At 67.2% G+C, this 19,973-nt stretch carries 15 protein-coding genes and 3 rRNA genes; 5 read left to right on the top strand and 13 right to left on the bottom strand.

What is annotated here, in order from left to right; all coding sequences use genetic code 11:
* Window positions 1-16 precede the first annotated feature (16 nt).
* Entirely contained in the window at window positions 17-292 is a 276-nt protein-coding gene (locus tag QRN89_RS19895) for a glutaredoxin family protein (protein WP_290350755.1), read from the bottom strand.
* A gap of 127 nt (window positions 293-419) precedes the next feature.
* Between QRN89_RS19895 and QRN89_RS19890 the strand changes: the two genes are divergently transcribed.
* The 3 genes from QRN89_RS19890 (at window position 420) to QRN89_RS19880 (ending at window position 4,175) form a co-directional block, all read left to right on the top strand.
* Window positions 420-1,367 (top strand): HAD family hydrolase, encoded by a 948-nt coding sequence (locus QRN89_RS19890; protein ID WP_290350754.1) that lies wholly within the window; start codon window positions 420-422, stop codon window positions 1,365-1,367.
* Window positions 1,368-1,846: 479 nt separating this feature from the next.
* Entirely contained in the window at window positions 1,847-2,683 is an 837-nt protein-coding gene (locus tag QRN89_RS19885; protein WP_290350753.1) for an ECF subfamily RNA polymerase sigma factor, BldN family, read from the top strand.
* Window positions 2,684-2,975: 292 nt separating this feature from the next.
* Window positions 2,976-4,175, top strand: a complete 1,200-nt coding sequence (locus QRN89_RS19880) for a DUF5667 domain-containing protein (RefSeq protein ID WP_290350752.1) — start codon at window positions 2,976-2,978, stop codon at window positions 4,173-4,175.
* A gap of 114 nt (window positions 4,176-4,289) precedes the next feature.
* Here QRN89_RS19880 and QRN89_RS19875 read toward each other — a convergent pair whose 3' ends face one another.
* The 11 genes from QRN89_RS19875 to QRN89_RS19825 all read right to left on the bottom strand — a co-directional run bounded on the left by QRN89_RS19875 (window position 4,290) and on the right by QRN89_RS19825 (window position 16,428).
* Complete coding sequence (locus QRN89_RS19875) at window positions 4,290-5,387, bottom strand: lysophospholipid acyltransferase family protein (protein ID WP_290350751.1); 1,098 nt, start codon at window positions 5,385-5,387, stop codon at window positions 4,290-4,292.
* Window positions 5,388-5,402: 15 nt separating this feature from the next.
* Window positions 5,403-6,458 carry an NAD-dependent epimerase/dehydratase family protein gene (locus QRN89_RS19870; protein ID WP_290350750.1) on the bottom strand — a complete coding sequence of 352 codons (1,056 nt, stop codon included), beginning with the start codon at window positions 6,456-6,458 and terminating at the stop codon, window positions 5,403-5,405.
* A gap of 183 nt (window positions 6,459-6,641) precedes the next feature.
* Complete coding sequence (locus QRN89_RS19865) at window positions 6,642-6,740, bottom strand: 30S ribosomal protein bS22 (RefSeq protein ID WP_003948845.1); 99 nt, start codon at window positions 6,738-6,740, stop codon at window positions 6,642-6,644.
* Between the two features lie 110 nt (window positions 6,741-6,850).
* Window positions 6,851-7,060, bottom strand: a complete 210-nt coding sequence (locus tag QRN89_RS19860; RefSeq protein WP_158687078.1) for a helix-turn-helix domain-containing protein — start codon at window positions 7,058-7,060, stop codon at window positions 6,851-6,853.
* A 128-nt stretch (window positions 7,061-7,188) separates the two neighbouring features.
* Window positions 7,189-8,004 carry a phosphatase gene (locus QRN89_RS19855; RefSeq protein ID WP_290350749.1) on the bottom strand — a complete coding sequence of 272 codons (816 nt, stop codon included), beginning with the start codon at window positions 8,002-8,004 and terminating at the stop codon, window positions 7,189-7,191.
* A 103-nt stretch (window positions 8,005-8,107) separates the two neighbouring features.
* Window positions 8,108-9,283, bottom strand: a complete 1,176-nt coding sequence (locus QRN89_RS19850) for an acetoin utilization protein AcuC (RefSeq protein ID WP_290350748.1) — start codon at window positions 9,281-9,283, stop codon at window positions 8,108-8,110.
* Window positions 9,234-10,484 (bottom strand): MFS transporter, encoded by a 1,251-nt coding sequence (locus tag QRN89_RS19845; protein ID WP_290350747.1) that lies wholly within the window; start codon window positions 10,482-10,484, stop codon window positions 9,234-9,236. The genes QRN89_RS19850 and QRN89_RS19845 overlap by 50 nt, the downstream gene beginning before the upstream one ends.
* A 43-nt stretch (window positions 10,485-10,527) precedes the next feature.
* Window positions 10,528-11,172, bottom strand: coding sequence for an HAD family hydrolase (locus tag QRN89_RS19840; RefSeq protein ID WP_290350746.1), 645 nt, complete (start codon window positions 11,170-11,172; stop codon window positions 10,528-10,530).
* A 98-nt stretch (window positions 11,173-11,270) separates the two neighbouring features.
* A 5S ribosomal RNA gene (gene rrf, locus QRN89_RS19835) occupies window positions 11,271-11,387 on the bottom strand.
* An 87-nt stretch (window positions 11,388-11,474) separates the two neighbouring features.
* Window positions 11,475-14,595 (bottom strand): 23S ribosomal RNA (locus QRN89_RS19830).
* A gap of 315 nt (window positions 14,596-14,910) precedes the next feature.
* Window positions 14,911-16,428 (bottom strand): 16S ribosomal RNA (locus QRN89_RS19825).
* The 16S, 23S and 5S rRNA genes sit together here, the layout of an rRNA operon.
* A gap of 825 nt (window positions 16,429-17,253) precedes the next feature.
* Between QRN89_RS19825 and trpS the strand changes: the two genes are divergently transcribed.
* The gene (gene trpS / locus QRN89_RS19820) at window positions 17,254-18,252 is read left to right on the top strand and encodes a tryptophan--tRNA ligase (RefSeq protein WP_290350745.1); all 999 of its coding nucleotides are present in this window, start codon (window positions 17,254-17,256) and stop codon (window positions 18,250-18,252) included.
* Here trpS and QRN89_RS19815 read toward each other — a convergent pair.
* Complete coding sequence (locus QRN89_RS19815; RefSeq protein ID WP_290350744.1) at window positions 18,219-19,217, bottom strand: GlxA family transcriptional regulator; 999 nt, start codon at window positions 19,215-19,217, stop codon at window positions 18,219-18,221. The two genes, trpS and QRN89_RS19815, sit on opposite strands and share 34 nt — an antisense overlap.
* A 74-nt stretch (window positions 19,218-19,291) precedes the next feature.
* Between QRN89_RS19815 and QRN89_RS19810 the strand changes: the two genes are divergently transcribed.
* Window positions 19,292-19,879: a cysteine hydrolase family protein gene (locus QRN89_RS19810; RefSeq protein WP_290350743.1), complete on the top strand. Its 588-nt coding sequence runs from the start codon at window positions 19,292-19,294 to the stop codon at window positions 19,877-19,879.
* The last annotated feature ends 94 nt before the right edge of the window (window positions 19,880-19,973 follow it).

Here is a 19,973-nt window from a genome sequence, read left to right as displayed (position 1 = left end):
GTAGCCGCCTTTGCGGTCAGGCCCCCAGTTCGCGACGGAGCCGGCCGGCGTCCACGCGCCAGAACGTGTGCTGCTCCCCGTCCACCAGCACCACGGGGATCTGCTCCCAGTACGCCCTGTTCAGCTCCTCGTCCTGGGTGATGTCCTTCTCCTCCCAGGCCGCGCCCGTCTCGGCACACACCTGCTCGATCACGGAGCGCGCGTCGTCACAGAGATGACATCCGGGCTTTCCGATCAGGGTCACCACGCGGTCACCGGCCTTCTTCTTGCTACGCCGCAGCAGAGGACTCATGCCCTCCATTCTCCGCCCGGGCGCGACACGCCCGAATGGCCCCCTTTAACAATCCGGCCGCGGAGAGTTCACGCCTTCGCATCCCGGCGAGTCCGGAACCGCCGAACGGACTGGCTATGCTCACGACATGGCCGCACTGGGATGGCTCACTCCCCGTAGGCGCTCCTCGACCGCCCGGAGCGTCCTCGCCGGCGAGGCCGCAGCCGAGGCAGCACGCAAGACGTCACAGCAGTTCGAGGCGGACGCCCGGGCCCGGACCGACGCAGACACCGCGCCGGCCGAGCCCGTCTTCCCCGTGGTCGGGGACGTCAGCGCCGCCGCGTTCTTCGACCTGGACAACACCGTCATGCAGGGCGCCGCGATCTTCCACTTCGGCCGCGGCCTGTACAAGCGGAAGTTCTTCCAGCGCCGGGAGCTGGCGAGGTTCGCCTGGCAGCAGACGTGGTTCCGGATCGCGGGCGTCGAGGATCCCGAGCACATGCAGGACGTGCGGGAGTCGGCGCTGTCCATCGTCAAGGGCCACCGCGTCTCCGAGCTGATGTCGATCGGCGAGGAGATCTACGACGAGTACATGGCGGACCGCATCTGGCCGGGCACCCGCGCCCTCGCCCAGGCCCATCTCGACGCGGGCCAGAAGGTGTGGCTGGTCACCGCCGCACCGGTGGAGACCGCGACGATCATCGCCCGCCGGCTCGGGCTGACCGGCGCGCTCGGCACGGTCGCCGAGTCCGTCGACGGCGTCTACACCGGCAAGCTCGTGGGCGAGCCGCTGCACGGCCCGGCCAAGGCCGAGGCGGTGCGGGCCCTCGCGGGCGCCGAGAACCTCGACCTGTCGCGCTGTGCGGCCTACAGCGACTCGCACAACGACATCCCCATGCTCTCGCTCGTGGGACACCCGTACGCGATCAACCCGGACACGAAGCTGCGCAAGCACGCCCGGGAGCGCGACTGGCGGCTGCGCGACTACCGCACCGGCCGCAAGGCGGCGAAGGTCGGCATCCCGGCCGCCGCGGGAGTCGGGGCACTCGCGGGCGGCACGGCCGCCGCCGTGGCCCTCCACCGGCGCCGCCGCTGACCGCTCGCCACCGGACGAGCGCGCCCGGCGGCATCCGGGCCTCCGTACATCCGCGCCGCCACTCTGCGTGTCCGGGGACCGCGCCACGGACACGACGGCCGCGCCCCCCGGCTCCGCCGCAGCGGTTCCGCACCCCGCCACCCGCTGTCCTGCGACGACGCGCGACGGACGGCACCCGGCAATCCGAGGCCCTTACCCCGTCACGCCGCCCGCCAGTCGTGATGCGCCCAGACGAACACAACCCATCACGCCCTCCAGCAGATGGCGAAGTAGTCCGATCAGCAAGCGATCACAATCTGCGACTGAATGTGCTGCTTTGCCGTAACAGAAGCGACGGATTCGATGATTTGAGCAACTGGGTGTAGCACTGCCTGTACGAAGCGTTATTCTCCTCAGACGCACATGGACCCCCACACGTCGCCACGACGAGTGAACGGTCCCGCACAGCACGTGATGGAAGCTCTGCCTCTGGGAGTCCCGTGTACCCACACGTCGGGGTTGACGCCTCGGGCCTGGCTACGCTCCGCGCAGTGGTCCTCGACCACCTGCGCGGTTTCGTCCCCACCGCGTACGCCGTCCCTGCCTTCGCCGCGAGCCCTGCCGCCCTCGGCCCTGCCGGTCCCTGCTACGCCCTGGCCGACCGCATCGAGAAGGTGCCGGCCCGCAGCGGCGTGGTCGACGGGCGGGCCGGCGAGCGAGAGGTGGGCAGACGAGGCGGCCGGCACGCCGCCACCTCGACCACCGCCCGCAGGCCGAGTGCCGACAGCGACAGCGCGCGGATGATGGAACTGGTCGAACGCGCCCAGGCCGGCGAGGCCGAGGCCTTCGGCCGGCTCTACGACCAGTACAGCGACACCGTCTACCGCTACATCTACTACCGCGTCGGCGGAAAGGCGACGGCGGAGGACCTCACCAGCGAGACCTTCCTCCGCGCCCTGCGGCGCATCTCCACGTTCACCTGGCAGGGCCGCGACTTCGGCGCCTGGCTGGTCACGATCGCCCGCAATCTGGTCGCCGACCACTTCAAATCGAGCCGGTTCCGGCTGGAAGTGACCACCGGCGAGATGCTCGACGCCAACGAGGTGGAGCGCAGCCCCGAGGAGTCGGTACTGGAGTCGCTCTCCAACGCCGCACTGCTCGAAGCCGTCCGAAAGCTCAACCCGCAGCAGCAGGAGTGCGTCACCCTCCGCTTCCTCCAGGGCCTCTCGGTCGCCGAGACCGCCCGCGTGATGGGCAAGAACGAGGGCGCGATCAAGACCCTCCAGTACCGGGCCGTCCGCACCCTGGCCCGGCTCCTGCCCGACGACGCACGCTGACGCCCGTCGCTCCGACCGCCCCCCGCACCCCCACCGGCACCACCCCTCCCCCACGCGCCCGTCCCCGGCCCGTCCACCCTCAACTCACCATCCGTGAGCACTTGATGACGCACTGGTCCGATCATCCTCCGCGCGTAACCCAACTGCCGAACCGCTCGTTGTGCGCAATGCAGGCTCCCTGCGGTCACGTCGTGCGCGCAGCCACTCACTCTTTCGTGTGGATGTGCTCAAGTCGTGCAACCTTCCGGACCACCCGGGGAGTCGACCGTCATGACGAGAGGAGGTGCCGCCAGTGATCGCGAACGTTTCGGCACACCGGCGGGCGAACGCCTTCGCCCAGGCCCTGGAGACGCAAACGCTCCGGGGCGCGGAGGCCGAGCAGCCCGAGAGTTCGGCCGAGCGGGCCGAACAGGGGCAGCTGTTGGCCCTGGCGAACGGCCTCGGTGAGCTGCCGAAGCCGGAGTTGGATCCCGATGTGAAGGTGGTGCAGCGAGCCCAGCTCGTGGCCGCCATGGAAGCCATGCTCGCGGAGGGCTCCGCGTCCGGGGGCCCTACCGTCCCGGAGCAGCGGAGCTCCCGCCGCGGCGCCCATCGGGCCTCCCCGCTCCGGAAACTCCGCCCGCGTTCCCGGTGGTCCAAGGGCCTCGCGGCCGGAGGACTGACCGTCGGAGTGGCAGCCGGCGCCTTCGGCGGCGTGGCGGCCGCCAGCTCCGACGCCCTCCCCGGTGACTCCCTCTACGGGCTGAAGCGGGGCATGGAGGACCTGAAACTCGGTATGGCCGACGACGACGCGGACCGCGGCGGGCTCTACCTCGACCAGGCCTCCACCCGGCTGAACGAGGCCCGCCGGCTCATGGAGCGCGGCCGCGCCGGTGAGCTGGACACCGAGTCGGTGAACGAGGTCAGGCACACCCTCAGCGGGATGCGCCACGACGCCTCCGAGGGCCACCGGCTGCTCCACCAGGCGTACGAGCGCGACGGCTCGCTCGGTCCCATCGCCACCCTGTCCTCCTTCGCGAACAGCCACCGCGACGTGTGGAACGGGCTGCGGGACCGGCTGCCCGCCCAGCTGACGGACGTCGGCGACGAGGTGAGCTCGGTCTTCGACGCCATAGACCAGGAGGTCGGTCCGCTCCGTTCGCTGCTGCCGAGTGCTCCCGAGGCGGAGCGCCGGGGGTCCAGTCAGCCCGGATCGTCCCCGCAGGACTCCTCGGGCTCCTCGGAGACGCATCCCTCGGCGGCCTCCTCACCGTCCACCGGCAGCCCGGACGGCGACAACCGGCCCCAGCCGTCCGGCTCGGGCGCCGTGGAGGACGACCAGCTGATCGGGGGCACCACGGGCGGCCTGCTCGACCCTCCGCAGAACAGCGCCTCCCCGTCGCCGTCCGGCAGGCTCCCGGACCCGGCCGCGCCGGTACCGGACGTGACGATCCCGCCGCTGCTGCCGGGGCTCCTGCCGGGCCTGGGTCTCGACAGCGAGGACATGCCGTAGCCCGGTGGGCCCCGGGCCGGTGACAGGCAAAGGGCGGGGGCCGGATACGCTCGACGCGTATCCGGCCCCCGCCCTTGCGTCAGGGACCGATCCGGGCGGCCGTGACCAGGACGATCAGAAGAAGACGGACCGCCGCTGCACCAGCAGTTTGTACAGCGTGTGCTGGATCTGCTCCCGCACCTGGTCGGTGAGGTTGAACATCAGCATCGGGTCCTCGGCCGCCTCCGGCGGATAGCCGTCCGTCGGAATCGGCTCACCGAACTGGATCGTCCACTTCGTCGGCAGCGGCACCGCCCCCAGCGGCCCGAGCCACGGGAACGTCGGCGTGATCGGGAAGTACGGGAATCCCAGCAAGCGCGCGAGCGTCTTCGCGTTGCCGATCATCGGGTAGATCTCCTCGGCCCCGACGATCGAGCACGGCACGATCGGCACGCCCGCCCGCAGCGCCGTCGAGACGAAACCGCCCCGCCCGAACCGCTGGAGCTTGTAGCGCTCGCTGAACGGCTTCCCGATGCCCTTGAAGCCCTCGGGCATCACACCGACGACCTCGCCCCGCTGCAGCAGCCGCTCCGCGTCCTCCGTGCACGCCAGCGTGTGCCCGGCCTTGCGCGCCAGTTCGTTTATCACCGGCAGCACGAAGACCAGGTCCGCGGCGAGCAGCCGCAGATGCCTCCCCGCCGGGTGGTTGTCGTGGACGGCCACCTGCATCATCAGCCCGTCCAGCGGCAGCGTCCCGGAGTGGTTGGCCACGACCAGTGCCCCGCCTTCCGACGGGATGTTCTCGATGCCCTTCACCTCGACCCGGAAGTACTTCGCGTACAACGGCCGCAGCAGCGACATCAGCACCTGGTCGGTGAGTTCCTTGTCGTAGCCGAACTCGTCGACGTCGTAGTCACCGGTGAGCCGGCGGCGCAGAAACGCCAGCCCGCCCGCGATGCGCTGGTCCCAGCCGGTGTCCGCTCCGGGGATCCCCGGGCCGCGCGGCGGCTGCGCGGACGGCCCGTCCGCGCCCGTACCGCCACCGGCCGAGGCGTCCCTCGGCACCGCCCGCTCCCCGCCGAGCTGTCCCGGCACGGAACCGACCGGGATCTCACGCGCCGACTCGGCCACGGATTTCCGCCGGCCCGATCCGGTGCGGCGCCGCACCGACCGCTGCGGTGAGCCGTTGCGCGACCGGTCGTCGTCGAACGGAATGACCTTGGCGTCCGCCATCGTTGCTCGCGCTCCTTATCCGGCGCTCTGAGGGGTGGCGCCACCGGCCGGTGACAGCGCGGCGACCTTGTCGACCGCCCTGGCCAGGGTCTCCGGCGGCAGCAGGCCCGGCCCGCGGCTGCGCGCGAAGTCCGCGAAGGTCTCCGCGGTCGTGTAGTCGGGGTCGAAGCCCAGTGTCTCGCGCATCTGCACGGTGCTGACCACCCTGCCGTGCGTGAGGAGCCGGATCTGCTCCGGCGAGAAGTCGGTGATGCCGACCGTGCGCAGCGCCGAACCGACCCAGGTCACGGCCGGCAGCAGCACCGGCACCGTGGGGCGGCCGAGTCTGCGCGAGCACTGCGACAGCAGCAGCACGCCGTCGCCCGCGATGTTGAACGTGCCGCTGTTCAACGTGCCGCGGCGGGGCTCGTGGGAGGCGATCCGCAGCACGTCGACGACGTCGTCCTCGTGGACGAACTGGAGCCGGGGGTCGTAGCCCAGGACGGTCGGCATGACGGGCAGCGAGAAGTAGTCCGCGAGCGGTGAGTCGGCGCGCGGTCCGAGGATGTTGGCGAAGCGCAGCACGCACACCGCCACGTCCGGACGGCGGCGCGCGAAGCCCCGCACATACCCCTCGACCTCGACGGCGTCCTTGGCGAAGCCGCCGCTCGGCAGGGACTTGGGCGGCGTGGTCTCGGTGAAGACGGCCGGATCACGCGAGGCGGAGCCGTAGACGCTCGTACTGGACTTGACGACCAGGCGCCGGACGGTCGGCGACTTCTGGCAGGCGCCGAGCAGCTGCATGGTGCCGATGACGTTGGTCTCCTTGACCGCCGTACGGCCCCCGGACCCGAGAGGGGTGCCCGTGACGTCCAGATGGACCACGGTGTCCACGTCGTGCTCGGCCAGTACGCGCGCTATGGCGGGCTGCCGGATGTCGGCCCGTACGAAATCGGCTCCGCCGAGACGGTGCTCGGGAGTCACCGCGTCGACGCCCACCACCCGTTCCACTTCGGGGTCCCGCTGGATACGGCGTACGAAGCGGCCCCCGAGCTGCCGGGCCACACCGGTGACAAGCACGACCTTGCCCAAGATCAGCGCCTTCCGTTCGGTCCTGGCTATGCGTCACCGTAGCGGGTTGATGTTGCGCTGTGATGACCGCAGGGCCTTCTTCCCGGCTCTTTGATCCCAACGCACGACAGCACCGGCCGAAAAGCACCGTGGCCCCTCCACCGCGCAGGTGAAAGGGGCCACGACGTTCGCGACAGCTGCCGCTTACTTCTTGTTGCGACGCTGAACACGCGTGCGCTTGAGCAGCTTGCGGTGCTTCTTCTTGGCCATCCGCTTGCGCCGCTTCTTGATAACAGAGCCCACGACTACCCTCGCTCACTTCTCTTCACTCGGTGCGGGGCGTCTGGGCCCACACGACCTACGTCGGCCTAGCCTACCGGCCCGAGCTCCGAGCTTGTAATCCGAGGGGCATCTCAGGCCGATTCGACCCCCACGAAGGATTCCCGGAGGTACTCGTGAACCGCTTGCTCCGGGACCCGGAAGGACCTCCCCACCCGGATCGCCGGCAGATGACCGCTGTGCACCAAGCGGTACACGGTCATCTTCGACACGCGCATCACCGAGGCGACTTCCGCCACGGTCAGGAACTTGACCTCGTTGAGAGGCCTTTCGCCAGCAGCCATGACCCACCTGTACCTTCCGCACACGACGCCCACCGGCTTCCCCTCCGGTGACTCTTCGTCGCGGTGCGCTCACTCCCCAGAGTAGGGGCGGGTGGTGCGAGTGGGGAAGAGGAGCAGCCATCGGCCGTTTACTGTGACAGACACGCTCGATTGAGTACATAGCGAGTGAGCGGCCGGTAGTAATCGGACCGCACAGCGTCATCCAGGGGAACGGCGACGGACACCCGCCCCTCCGCCTCGCCGACGAACAGTGCAGGATCATCCGTGTCCGCCAGGCCGATGGTCTCGAAACCGAGCTGACCTGCACCGCAGACCCAGCCGTGGTCCCCGACGACCAGTTCGGGCAGAGGGCCCCCGGCCTCCGCGACCCCCTCCAGCACGGCCCGTACCGGGAGGGGTGAGTGGGAGTGCACGCCGGTCTCACTCCCCGGGTGCCGCGCTCCCGGTTCCCGCACCATCGCGACTCCCCGTACGTAGTCGAGGGTGTACGTACGTACGCCGAACCGGGTCGTTATGTCGACACATCGCCCCTGCGCGGGTGTGAGAACGAGACAGCCCACCGCCGACAGGGCGTCTGCCAGCGCGGCGTAGAACCCGAGCAGCCGGTGCGGATGCCCGGTCCCGAACAGCACGGTGCCGCGTCGTTCCGCGACCGCCGCGAGCCGCCCGGCGAACGCCTCGAGCCCGCTCAACGTGCGCTCCGGGTCGATGACATCCTGGCCGGATACGTGCTCCGGGTCGTCGGAGACCCCGCACCGGTCCGCCATCAGCGCGATCAGATCGCGCTCGGCCCAGGCCCGTTCGGGATCGATCCCGAGCGTGACCCTCGGATCGCGTGCCGCGAACAGCCGGTAGCTCCGCAGGCTCGCCTCCCGGGACGTCGCCACCGGGCCGGCGAGCCCCGCCGCCAACAGATGCGCCCGCAGCGCCCCTCTGCTCAACACAGCGACGATCGTCCCGCAGCGCCCGCCACCGCACCGGGGAAAGCCCTGCACACCCCACAGTCGGCGTAACGGCCGGGATTCGCGCCGGGGGCGGCGACACCGGTTACGCGAGCAGGCCCCGGAGGGGGAAGACCGCCCGACGTGTCGCCAGCACCGCCTGGTCCAGCCGGTCCGCCGGGTCGTAGCCGTCCTCCCAGGGCCGCCACGTCGGCGTGCGCCCGTCCGTCATCCGGCCCGGCCCCAACTGCCGTGTCCGCGCGTACACCTCGTCCCGCCACGAGGACGGGATCACCGACTCCGGGTCCACCGGCGCATGGGCCGCGATCCCCACGAGATGGGTCCAGGACCTCGGGACCACGTCCACGACGGCGTAACCGCCCCCGCCGAGCGCCACCCAGCGCCCGCCCTCCGCGTACTCGTGCGCGAGGGAGTGGCAGGCCTCCTGCACCAGCCGCTGGGCGTCGAGCGACACCGCGAGATGCGCCAGCGGGTCCTCGAAGTGCGTGTCCGCACCGTGCTGCGTCACCAGGACCTGCGGCCGGAAGTCCGCGAGCAGTTCCGGCACGACGGCGTGGAAGGCGCGCAGCCAGCCCTCGTCCCCCGTCCCCGCCGGCAGGGCGACGTTCACCGCCGAGCCCTCGCCCGCCCCGGAGCCGCCCGTCTCCTCCGGCCACCCCGTGCCCGGGAAGAGCATCCGGGGATGCTCGTGCAGGGAGATCGTCAGTACCCTCGGGTCGTCCCAGAACGCCGCCTGCACACCGTCCCCGTGGTGCACGTCGACGTCCACGTACGCGACCCGCTCGGCCCCCAGCTCCAGCAGCCGGGCGATCGCCAGCGACGCGTCGTTGTAGATGCAGAAGCCCGCGGCCGAACCCGGCATCGCGTGGTGCAGTCCGCCGGCGAAGTTCACGGCGTGCGGGGCCTCGCCCCGCCACACCGCCTCGGCCGCTCCCACGGACTGGCCCGCGATCGTCGCGGACACCTCGTGCATTCCAGCGAAGGCCGGATCGTCCATCGTGCCCAGGCCGTACGCCTGGTCCGCGGCCCGCGGGTTCTCCGACGCGGCCCGCACGGCCGCCACGTAGTCCTCACGGTGCACCAGGCGCAGCGTGGACTCGCCGGCGGGCTTGCCCGCCACGACGTCCACCGCGCGGTCCAGCCCGTAGGCCCGCACCAACCCCATGGTCAGCGCGAGACGTACGGGATCCATCGGATGACTGGCCCCGAAGTCATACTTCGTTACCGCTTCGTCCCACATCAACAGTGCGCGGCCGCTCATGGTCGACACCGTATCGGTCGGACTCCGGCTCGAACGACCTGGCATACAGCAACGTCACCAGCACCAACACCATCGGAACGAGCATCGCTCCCCGGTAGCTCCACGCGTCCCCCAGTCCCCCGACCAACGGCGCCCCGATCAGGAACCCCACGTAGTTGAAGACGTTGAGCCGTGCGACGGCCGCGTTGCTCGCCCCGGGACCGCCGTTCACGACGGCCCGCCGGCCCGCCGCGGCGAACGTCTGCGGCACGATCACGCAGAGGCCCAGTCCCAGCAGGGTGAATCCGGCGAGGCCCGTCCACGGTCCGGGCGCCAGCGCCACGACGGCGAACCCGCCCGCCGCCAGGGCCGTCCCGCACCGCACGACGGCCACGGCCCCGAACCGCCGGACCCCGAGATCCCCCACGGCCCGCCCGAGCAGCGTGGTCACCATGTAGGCGTTGTACGGGACGGTCGCGAGCTCCTCCGAACCCCCCAGCACGTCCTGGAGGTACTTCGCGCTCCAATTCGACACGGTGGAGTCCCCGATGTACGCGAACGCCATCACCAGGCACAGCGGCAGGAGCAGCGTGAAGGGGACCGCGGACGCAACGGTGGCCCCACCGCCCGGCTCGTCCGTGTCCTTTGCGGACGGCGGATCGACGGCGTCCACGTACCACCGGCTACCGAGCAGCGCCACGGGCAGCAGCACGAGGACCACCGGCAGGTACGACACGGCGAGCGGCAGGTCCCAGTGGGCACCGGCCCAGGCCAGCGAGGCACCGAGAATCCCGCCGAGGCTGTACGTGGCGTGGAAGCCGAGCATGATGCTGCGGCCGTACGCCTGCTGCAGGCTGACTCCGAGCATGTTCATCGAGGCGTCCAGCGCGCCGACGGCCAGCCCGAACACCCCCAGCGCCAGGGCGACCTGCCACACCCTGCTGCCCGCGCCGACGGCCAGCAGGGAGAGCAGCACCACCGGCTGCGACCACCGGAGTACCGAAACGGGCGACCGCCGCGTGACGAGCTTCCCGGTGGCGACGCTGCCGGCGCCTGCGAGGACCGGCACGGCCGCGAGGAAGAGCGGCAGCAGTCCGTCGGATATGCCGTAGCGGTCCTGGATGGCAGGTATCCGCGTCACCAGGAGGGCGAACGCCACGCCCTGGACGAAGAAGCTCAGCGCCAACGAGGCCCGACCGTGCCGCAACCGCGCGTCCGTCATGGCCGCACAGCGTAAGCCGCTCGACTACCCGGGGGTAGATGGATCACACGAGCAATCCGGGGAGTTCGGTCATGTCCGTGAAGTGGCCACGGGCACCGGCGAGCCGTTCGGCCGGGGTCATGGCGGTGAACCCGTACACGTCCATGCCGGCCGCCAGGGCCGCGGTGACACCGAGGGGGCTGTCCTCGACCACGACGCATCGCTCGGGGGCGACACCCATCCGCTCGGCCGCGTGGAGGAAGAGATCCGGCGCCGGCTTGCCGCGGCCCACGTCCTGGGCGCTGAAGACGTTCTCCGGCCGGAACCATGCGTCCAGGCCGGTCTTCCGGTGCCCGACCCGGATGCGCTCATGGCTCCCGGAGGACGCGACACAGTAGGGCACTCCTTCGGCCTTCAGCCGGCCCAGAACCTCCGGGGCACCCGGGACGGGCGTCAACTCGCGCTCGAAGGCGGCGAACACGCGGGCGTGCAGCGTGTCGTCGAAGTCGTCGGGGAGGCGCTTCCCCGTCCGCTCCAGCACGAGGTCGTGCACCCGGTGCACCGCGGCGCCCATGTAGTCGCGGATGGACTCGGCACAGGAGGTGGGGTGCCCCAACTCCGTCAGATACGCGGCGAGGATCGTGTTCGACAACAACTCGCTGTCGACGAGGACGCCGTCGTTGTCGAAGATCACGAGGTCATAGCGCATACCCGCAGCCTAGGAAACCGAGAACACGGCCGGGACAGGGGGGTAACGCAAAAAGGCCTCAACCCCCGGGTGAAACCCGGGGGTTGAGGCTAAAAATTGTTCGGCGGTGTCCTACTCTCCCACAGGGTCCCCCCTGCAGTACCATCGGCGCTGAAAGGCTTAGCTTCCGGGTTCGGAATGTAACCGGGCGTTTCCCTAACGCTATGACCACCGAAACACTATGAAGATGTCGAACCGGCCGACCACCACGTGGTCTCGGCATGTTCGTTACTTCAGAACTAACACAGTGGACGCGAGCAACTGAGGACAAGCCCTCGGCCTATTAGTACCGGTCAACTCCACCAGTCACCTGGCTTCCATATCCGGCCTATCAACCCAGTCGTCTACTGGGAGCCTTACCCCATCAAGTGGGTGGGAGTCCTCATCTCGAAGCAGGCTTCCCGCTTAGATGCTTTCAGCGGTTATCCCTCCCGAACGTAGCCAACCAGCCATGCCCTTGGCAGGACAACTGGCACACCAGAGGTTCGTCCGTCCCGGTCCTCTCGTACTAGGGACAGCCCTTCTCAAGACTCCTACGCGCACAGCGGATAGGGACCGAACTGTCTCACGACGTTCTAAACCCAGCTCGCGTACCGCTTTAATGGGCGAACAGCCCAACCCTTGGGACCGACTCCAGCCCCAGGATGCGACGAGCCGACATCGAGGTGCCAAACCATCCCGTCGATATGGACTCTTGGGGAAGATCAGCCTGTTATCCCCGGGGTACCTTTTATCCGTTGAGCGACGGCGCTTCCACAAGCCACCGCCGGATCACTAGTCCCGACTTTCGTCCCTGCTCGACCCGTCGGTCTCACAGTCAAGCTCCCTTGTGCACTTACACTCAACACCTGATTGCCAACCAGGCTGAGGGAACCTTTGGGCGCCTCCGTTACCCTTTAGGAGGCAACCGCCCCAGTTAAACTACCCATCAGACACTGTCCCTGATCCGGATCACGGACCCAGGTTAGACATCCAGCACGACCAGAGTGGTATTTCAACGACGACTCCACCTGAACTGGCGTCCAAGCTTCACAGTCTCCCACCTATCCTACACAAGCCGAACCGAACACCAATATCAAACTGTAGTAAAGGTCCCGGGGTCTTTCCGTCCTGCTGCGCGAAACGAGCATCTTTACTCGTAGTGCAATTTCACCGGGCCTATGGTTGAGACAGTCGAGAAGTCGTTACGCCATTCGTGCAGGTCGGAACTTACCCGACAAGGAATTTCGCTACCTTAGGATGGTTATAGTTACCACCGCCGTTTACTGGCGCTTAAGTTCTCAGCTTCGCCCGGACGAATCCAAGCTAACCGGTCCCCTTAACGTTCCAGCACCGGGCAGGCGTCAGTCCGTATACATCGCCTTACGGCTTCGCACGGACCTGTGTTTTTAGTAAACAGTCGCTTCTCGCTGGTCTCTGCGGCCACCCCCAGCTCAGAGTGCAAGACTCATCACCAGACGTGGCCCCCCTTCTCCCGAAGTTACGGGGGCATTTTGCCGAGTTCCTTAACCATAGTTCACCCGAACGCCTCGGTATTCTCTACCTGACCACCTGAGTCGGTTTAGGGTACGGGCCGCCATGAAACTCGCTAGAGGCTTTTCTCGACAGCATAGGATCATCCACTTCACCACAATCGGCTCGGCATCAGGTCTCACCCTCCATGAGAGACGGATTTGCCTATCTCTCGGGCTACACCCTTACCCCGGGACAACCACCGCCCGGGCTGGACTACCTTCCTGCGTCACCCCATCGCTTACCTACTACCACCTTGGGTCAGCGGCTCCACCACTCCGACCTCGTCCGAAGACTCAGCCGGCGGCTTCACGGCCTTAGCATTAATGGGCTCGATATTGGGCGTTTCAAAGCGGGTACCGGAATATCAACCGGTTGTCCATCGACTACGCCTGTCGGCCTCGCCTTAGGTCCCGACTTACCCTGGGCAGATCAGCTTGACCCAGGAACCCTTAGTCAATCGGCGCACACGTTTCTCACGTGTGTATCGCTACTCATGCCTGCATTCTCACTCGTGAACCGTCCACAACTCGCTTCCGCGGCTGCTTCACCCGGCACACGACGCTCCCCTACCCATCACGATCCCCGTTGGGGGTACATATCGCAATGACACGACTTCGGCGGTACGCTTGAGCCCCGCTACATTGTCGGCGCGGAATCACTTGACCAGTGAGCTATTACGCACTCTTTCAAGGGTGGCTGCTTCTAAGCCAACCTCCTGGTTGTCTCTGCGACTCCACATCCTTTCCCACTTAGCGTACGCTTAGGGGCCTTAGTCGATGCTCTGGGCTGTTTCCCTCTCGACCATGGAGCTTATCCCCCACAGTCTCACTGCCGCGCTCTCACTTACCGGCATTCGGAGTTTGGCTAAGGTCAGTAACCCGGTAGGGCCCATCGCCTATCCAGTGCTCTACCTCCGGCAAGAAACACACGACGCTGCACCTAAATGCATTTCGGGGAGAACCAGCTATCACGGAGTTTGATTGGCCTTTCACCCCTAACCACAGGTCATCCCCCAGGTTTTCAACCCTGGTGGGTTCGGTCCTCCACGAAGTCTTACCTCCGCTTCAACCTGCCCATGGCTAGATCACTCCGCTTCGGGTCTAGAGCGTGCAACTCAAACGCCCTGTTCGGACTCGCTTTCGCTACGGCTTCCCCACACGGGTTAACCTCGCTACACACCGCTAACTCGCAGGCTCATTCTTCAAAAGGCACGCAGTCACGAGACGCGCAAAGCACGTCCGACGCTCCCACGGCTTGTAGGCACACGGTTTCAGGTACTATTTCACTCCGCTCCCGCGGTACTTTTCACCATTCCCTCACGGTACTATCCGCTATCGGTCACCAGGGAATATTTAGGCTTAGCGGGTGGTCCCGCCAGATTCACACGGGATTTCTCGGGCCCCGTGCTACTTGGGAATAACTCAAACGAGCCGCTGATGTTTCAGCTACGGGGGTCTTACCCTCTACGCCGGGCCTTTCGCATGCCCTTCGCCTACATCAACGGTTTCTGACTCGTCGACCAACCGGCAGATTGGTCAAGAGAAATCCCACAACCCCGTATGCGCAACCCCTGCCGGGTCTCACACGCATACGGTTTGGCCTGATCCAGTTTCGCTCGCCACTACTCCCGGAATCACGGTTGTTTTCTCTTCCTGAGGGTACTGAGATGTTTCACTTCCCCTCGTTCCCTCCACACTGCCTATGTGTTCAGCAGCGGGTGACAGCCCATGACGACTGCCGGGTTTCCCCATTCGGACACCCCCGGATCACAGCTCGGTTGACAGCTCCCCGGGGCCTATCGTGGCCTCCCACGTCCTTCATCGGTTCCTGGTGCCAAGGCATCCACCGTGCGCCCTTAAAAACTTGGCCACAGATGCTCGCGTCCACTGTGCAGTTCTCAAGCAACGACCAGCCACCCATCACCCCGCCACAACAAGCAGCGAGTTCACCGGGGCCGGCGCAAGAAGGGCAGACATCAAGTCCGCACCCTCAGACACCCAACAGCGTGCCCGACACCCTCACCCGATCCCCGTCCCGTTCCACGCTCCGAAGAGCAGTACTAGGCAACCGGGGAAACCGGTCGAGTGTGCCGAGTAGTCAACGTTCCACCCATGAGCTGACCACCGTCGGACGTTTGCCGACGTAGTGGCTCTGGATTCCTTGCGGAATCTAGATGCTCCTTAGAAAGGAGGTGATCCAGCCGCACCTTCCGGTACGGCTACCTTGTTACGACTTCGTCCCAATCGCCAGTCCCACCTTCGACGGCTCCCTCCCAAGGGTTGGGCCACCGGCTTCGGGTGTTACCGACTTTCGTGACGTGACGGGCGGTGTGTACAAGGCCCGGGAACGTATTCACCGCAGCAATGCTGATCTGCGATTACTAGCGACTCCGACTTCATGGGGTCGAGTTGCAGACCCCAATCCGAACTGAGACCGGCTTTTTGAGATTCGCTCCACCTCGCGGTATCGCAGCTCATTGTACCGGCCATTGTAGCACGTGTGCAGCCCAAGACATAAGGGGCATGATGACTTGACGTCGTCCCCACCTTCCTCCGAGTTGACCCCGGCGGTCTCCTGTGAGTCCCCGGCATGATCCGCTGGCAACACAGGACAGGGGTTGCGCTCGTTGCGGGACTTAACCCAACATCTCACGACACGAGCTGACGACAGCCATGCACCACCTGTACACCGACCACAAGGGGGGCACCATCTCTGATGCTTTCCGGTGTATGTCAAGCCTTGGTAAGGTTCTTCGCGTTGCGTCGAATTAAGCCACATGCTCCGCCGCTTGTGCGGGCCCCCGTCAATTCCTTTGAGTTTTAGCCTTGCGGCCGTACTCCCCAGGCGGGGCACTTAATGCGTTAGCTGCGGCACGGACGACGTGGAATGTCGCCCACACCTAGTGCCCAACGTTTACGGCGTGGACTACCAGGGTATCTAATCCTGTTCGCTCCCCACGCTTTCGCTCCTCAGCGTCAGTATCGGCCCAGAGATCCGCCTTCGCCACCGGTGTTCCTCCTGATATCTGCGCATTTCACCGCTACACCAGGAATTCCGATCTCCCCTACCGAACTCTAGCCTGCCCGTATCGACTGCAGACCCGGGGTTAAGCCCCGGGCTTTCACAACCGACGTGACAAGCCGCCTACGAGCTCTTTACGCCCAATAATTCCGGACAACGCTCGCGCCCTACGTATTACCGCGGCTGCTGGCACGTAGTTAGCCGGCGCTTCTTCTGCAGGTACCGTCACTTTCGCTTCTTCCCTGCTGAAAGAGGTTTACAACCCGAAGGCCGTCATCCCTCACGCGGCGTCGCTGCATCAGGCTTTCGCCCATTGTGCAATATTCCCCACTGCTGCCTCCCGTAGGAGTCTGGGCCGTGTCTCAGTCCCAGTGTGGCCGGTCGCCCTCTCAGGCCGGCTACCCGTCGTCGCCTTGGTAGGCCATCACCCCACCAACAAGCTGATAGGCCGCGGGCTCATCCTGCACCGCCGGAGCTTTCCACCACCGAGGATGCCCTCAGTGGTCGTATCCGGTATTAGACCCCGTTTCCAGGGCTTGTCCCAGAGTGCAGGGCAGATTGCCCACGTGTTACTCACCCGTTCGCCACTAATCCCCTCCCGAAGGAGGTTCATCGTTCGACTTGCATGTGTTAAGCACGCCGCCAGCGTTCGTCCTGAGCCAGGATCAAACTCTCCGTGAATGCTTCCCCGTGATCGGGGCGAACACATCACGAGAGCGGAACCAGGAAGAGGAATAGTCTTCCCGGTTCACAGCGTCCTCGCTGTGTTTTCTTCAAAGGAACCTCGACCATCCGAACGGATGGACGGGGTATCAACATATCTGGCGTTGACTTTTGGCACGCTGTTGAGTTCTCAAGGAACGGACGCTTCCTTCGTACTCACCCGCAGAACATTCTCTCGGGCTTTCCTCCGGGCGCTTCCCTTCGGTGTTTCCAGCTTAGCAGATCCGATTTCCGTTCCTGCCACCCGCTGGAGCGGGCTGCCGGGCCGTTCTTCCGCTTTCGCGTTTTCCCTTTCCGGCGTTTCCGACTCTATCAGATCCTTTCGGGCCTGATTCCCAGTCAGAGGGGGTTGTCTTTCCGGCCACCGGGCCGTTCCGACGAGTGAGACTTTAGCGGAATCACTGTCTCCGACGCTAATCGGGGCGCGTCCATTCGAACGCGGATTCCTCATTTCGCAAAAGCGCACGGAAAGCGAGGCGACAGGATGTCGCTCGCTGGGAGTGGTTCTTGCGGGATGGCTGTCCGGGGCCGACCGGAGTCGGTGCTCACGTCGAACAACTCGAAGAACTATACGGATCGGCGATTTGCGTGTCAACCTCGCTCCCCCGGCGTACTCTCTGGACATGACTACGCACGCGTGCACCCTTCAGTGGTGGGCCGCCTGACGGCGGCCGACAGTCACGCGCGCACCCACGGCCGCCGCCTCGGCGGCCGTTTTCGTTCCTCCCTCCGGGAGCCGGGCCCGCCGGTGGTGGCGGCTCCGACCGAGGAGGAGACGGACACATGACGAGGACCTTCAGCGGGATCAAGCCGACCGGGCATCTGACTCTGGGGAACTACCTCGGGGCCGTGCGCCGGTGGGCCGAGACGGACCAGCACCGCTCCGACGCCCTGTTCAGCATCGTGGACCTGCACGCCCTGACCGTCGAGCACGATCCGGCTCGGGTGCGCAGACTCAGCCGGCAGGCGGCGACGCTGCTCCTGGCGGCGGGACTGGATCCGGAGCTGTGCACCGTGTTCGTGCAGAGCCACGTGGACGAGCACGCCCGGCTCTCCTATCTGCTCGAGTGCACCGCCACGGACGGCGAGATGCGGCGGATGATCCAGTACAAGGAGAAGGGCGCCCGGGCGCGGGCCGCGGGTGAGAGCGTCCGGCTCTCCCTGCTCACCTATCCGGTGCTGATGGCGGCGGACATCCTCGCGTACGCGACGGACGAGGTCCCGGTCGGTGACGACCAGGCCCAGCACGTGGAGCTGACGCGCGATCTGGCGACGCGGTTCAACCAGCGGTACGGGCACGTCTTCACCGTTCCGAAGGCCACTCATCCGCAGGTGGCCGCGCGGGTGATGGATCTGCAGGACCCGACGTCGAAGATGGGGAAGTCCATGGACGGCGGGGCCGGCATCGTCTGTCTGCTCGACGATCCGGACGTGGTGCGACGCAAGATCATGCGCGCGGTGACGGACAGCGGCCAGGACGTCGTCCTCGACCGCGACACCCGGCCGGGCGTGGCGAATCTGCTGGAGATCCTGGCCGCCTGTGAGAACGGGAACCCGGAGAGCCTGGCAGGTGTGTATGAGTCCTACGGCGCGCTCAAGAAGGACACGGCCGAGGCGGTGGTGGAGTTGCTGAGGCCGTTGCGTAAGCGGCACGCGGAGCTGGCGGCCGATCCCTCTTATGTGGACGAGGTGCTGAGGGCGGGGGCCGCGAGGGCACGGGGGCTGGCCCGTCCTCTGGTGGACCGCGCCTATCGGGCGATCGGGCTGCTTCCGGCCGGCTGACGGAAGGCGGCCCGGTAGTCGCGCGGGCTGGTGGCGAGGTGGCCGGTGAAGTGCTGGCGCATGGTCACCTCGCTGCCGAAGCCCGCGCGGCGGGCGACTTCGGGAATGGGGTGATCGGTCAGTTCGAGGAGCTTCTGAGCGGCCGCGACGCGCTGGGTGATGAGCCAGTGGAGGGGGGTGGTTCCGGTGGTGGCCTGGAAGCGACGGGCGAAGGAGCGGGGCGACATACCCGCGCGCGCGGCGAGCGAGGCGACGGTGTGCGGCTCCGCGAGGTGGGCGAGGGCGTATTCGCGGACGGCGGCGAGGGCGTCGGCGTCGCGGTCGGCCCGGGGTGTGGGGTGCTCGATGAACTGGGCCTGGGTGCCCGTGCGGAAGGGGGCGGTGACCATGGACCGGGCGATGGCCGCGGCGGCTTCGGCGCCGTGGGTGACCCGGACCAGATGGAGGCACAGATCGATGCCGGCCGCGGTCCCGGCGGAGGTCCAGAGGTTGTCGTCGTGGAGGAAGAGCGCGTCGGGCACGACGGTGACCCGGGGATGGTGCCGGCGCAGGAGGTGGGTGAGGTTCCAGTGGGTGATCGCGCGGCGGCCGTCCAGCAGCCCGGCCTGGGCGAGGGTGAAGGCGCCTCCGCAGAGTGCGGCGATCGGAGTGCCCCGCTGGTGGGCGTGGCGGAGGGCGTCGAGGACCGGTGAGGGGGCGGGGGCGAGGTGGTCGTCGAGACCGGGCACGACGACGAGGTCGGCGCGGCGGAGCCAGGCGAGGGTGCGATCGGGGGTGAGGCTCAGGCCGCCGCGCATGGGCACGGGTGTGCGGTCGGTGGCGGCGCGGCGCAGCTCGAAGGGCGGTACGCCGCGGTCGGTCCGGTCGACACCCCAGACCTCGTGGATGACGGAGACGTCGAAGGCCCGAATACCGGGGAAGGCGAGGAGGGCGATGCGCTGAGGTGCGGCTGCCGTCGGGGCCATGGTTGGCAGTAAACCATCGATCGCTGACTTTTGCGGCTCTGTGGCGGGTGCCTGCGCGGGGGCAGCATGGCGGTATGGAGATTGCGGAGAACGCAGCGCTGGTCGTCGTGGATGTGCAGAAGGGATTCGAGGAGGAGGTCTTCTGGGGACGGCGGAACAATCCGGGGGCGGACGAGAACATCGCCTCGCTGATCGACGCGTGGCAGTCGAGCGGCCGTCCGGTCGTGTTCGTACGGCATGACTCGTCGAAGCCGGGGTCACCGCTGCGGGCGGGTCGGACGGGCAACGAGTTCAAGGACTACGTGGAGCAGAGGAGGGGGCAGGGCGACGGACCGGAGCTGCTGGTGACGAAGACCGTGAACTCGGCGTTCTACGGGACGCCGGACCTGGCGGCGTGGTTCGGGTCCCAGGGCGTGCGGCAGTTCGTGGTGGCCGGGATCCAGACCAACATGTGCGCGGAGACCACGGCGCGGATGGGCGGCAACCTGGGGTACGAGGTGCTGTTCGCGCTGGACGCGACGTACACCTTCGACCTCGCGGGGCCCTTCGGCTGGAGCCTGGGGGCCGATGAGCTGGCGCGGGCCACCGCCGTGACGCTGCACGGCGGCGGGTTCGCGACGGTCGTGACGACGGACGAGCTGGTGGCCGCAGCCGGAAAGTGAGCGCTGGCGAGAGGTGAGCACCGGCGAGAGGTGAGCACCGGCTCGCAGCGCGGCCTTGCCGCCGCGGGGCCGGGGCCGCGGGGCCGGGGCCGAC

The organism is Streptomyces sp. HUAS CB01 (assembly GCF_030406905.1).
In the GTDB taxonomy this organism is placed as follows: Bacteria; Actinomycetota; Actinomycetes; order Streptomycetales; family Streptomycetaceae; genus Streptomyces; species Streptomyces chengbuensis.
The sequence above is the reverse complement of the archived record's forward strand: the minus strand, read 5'-3'. Positions and strand labels throughout refer to the sequence as shown.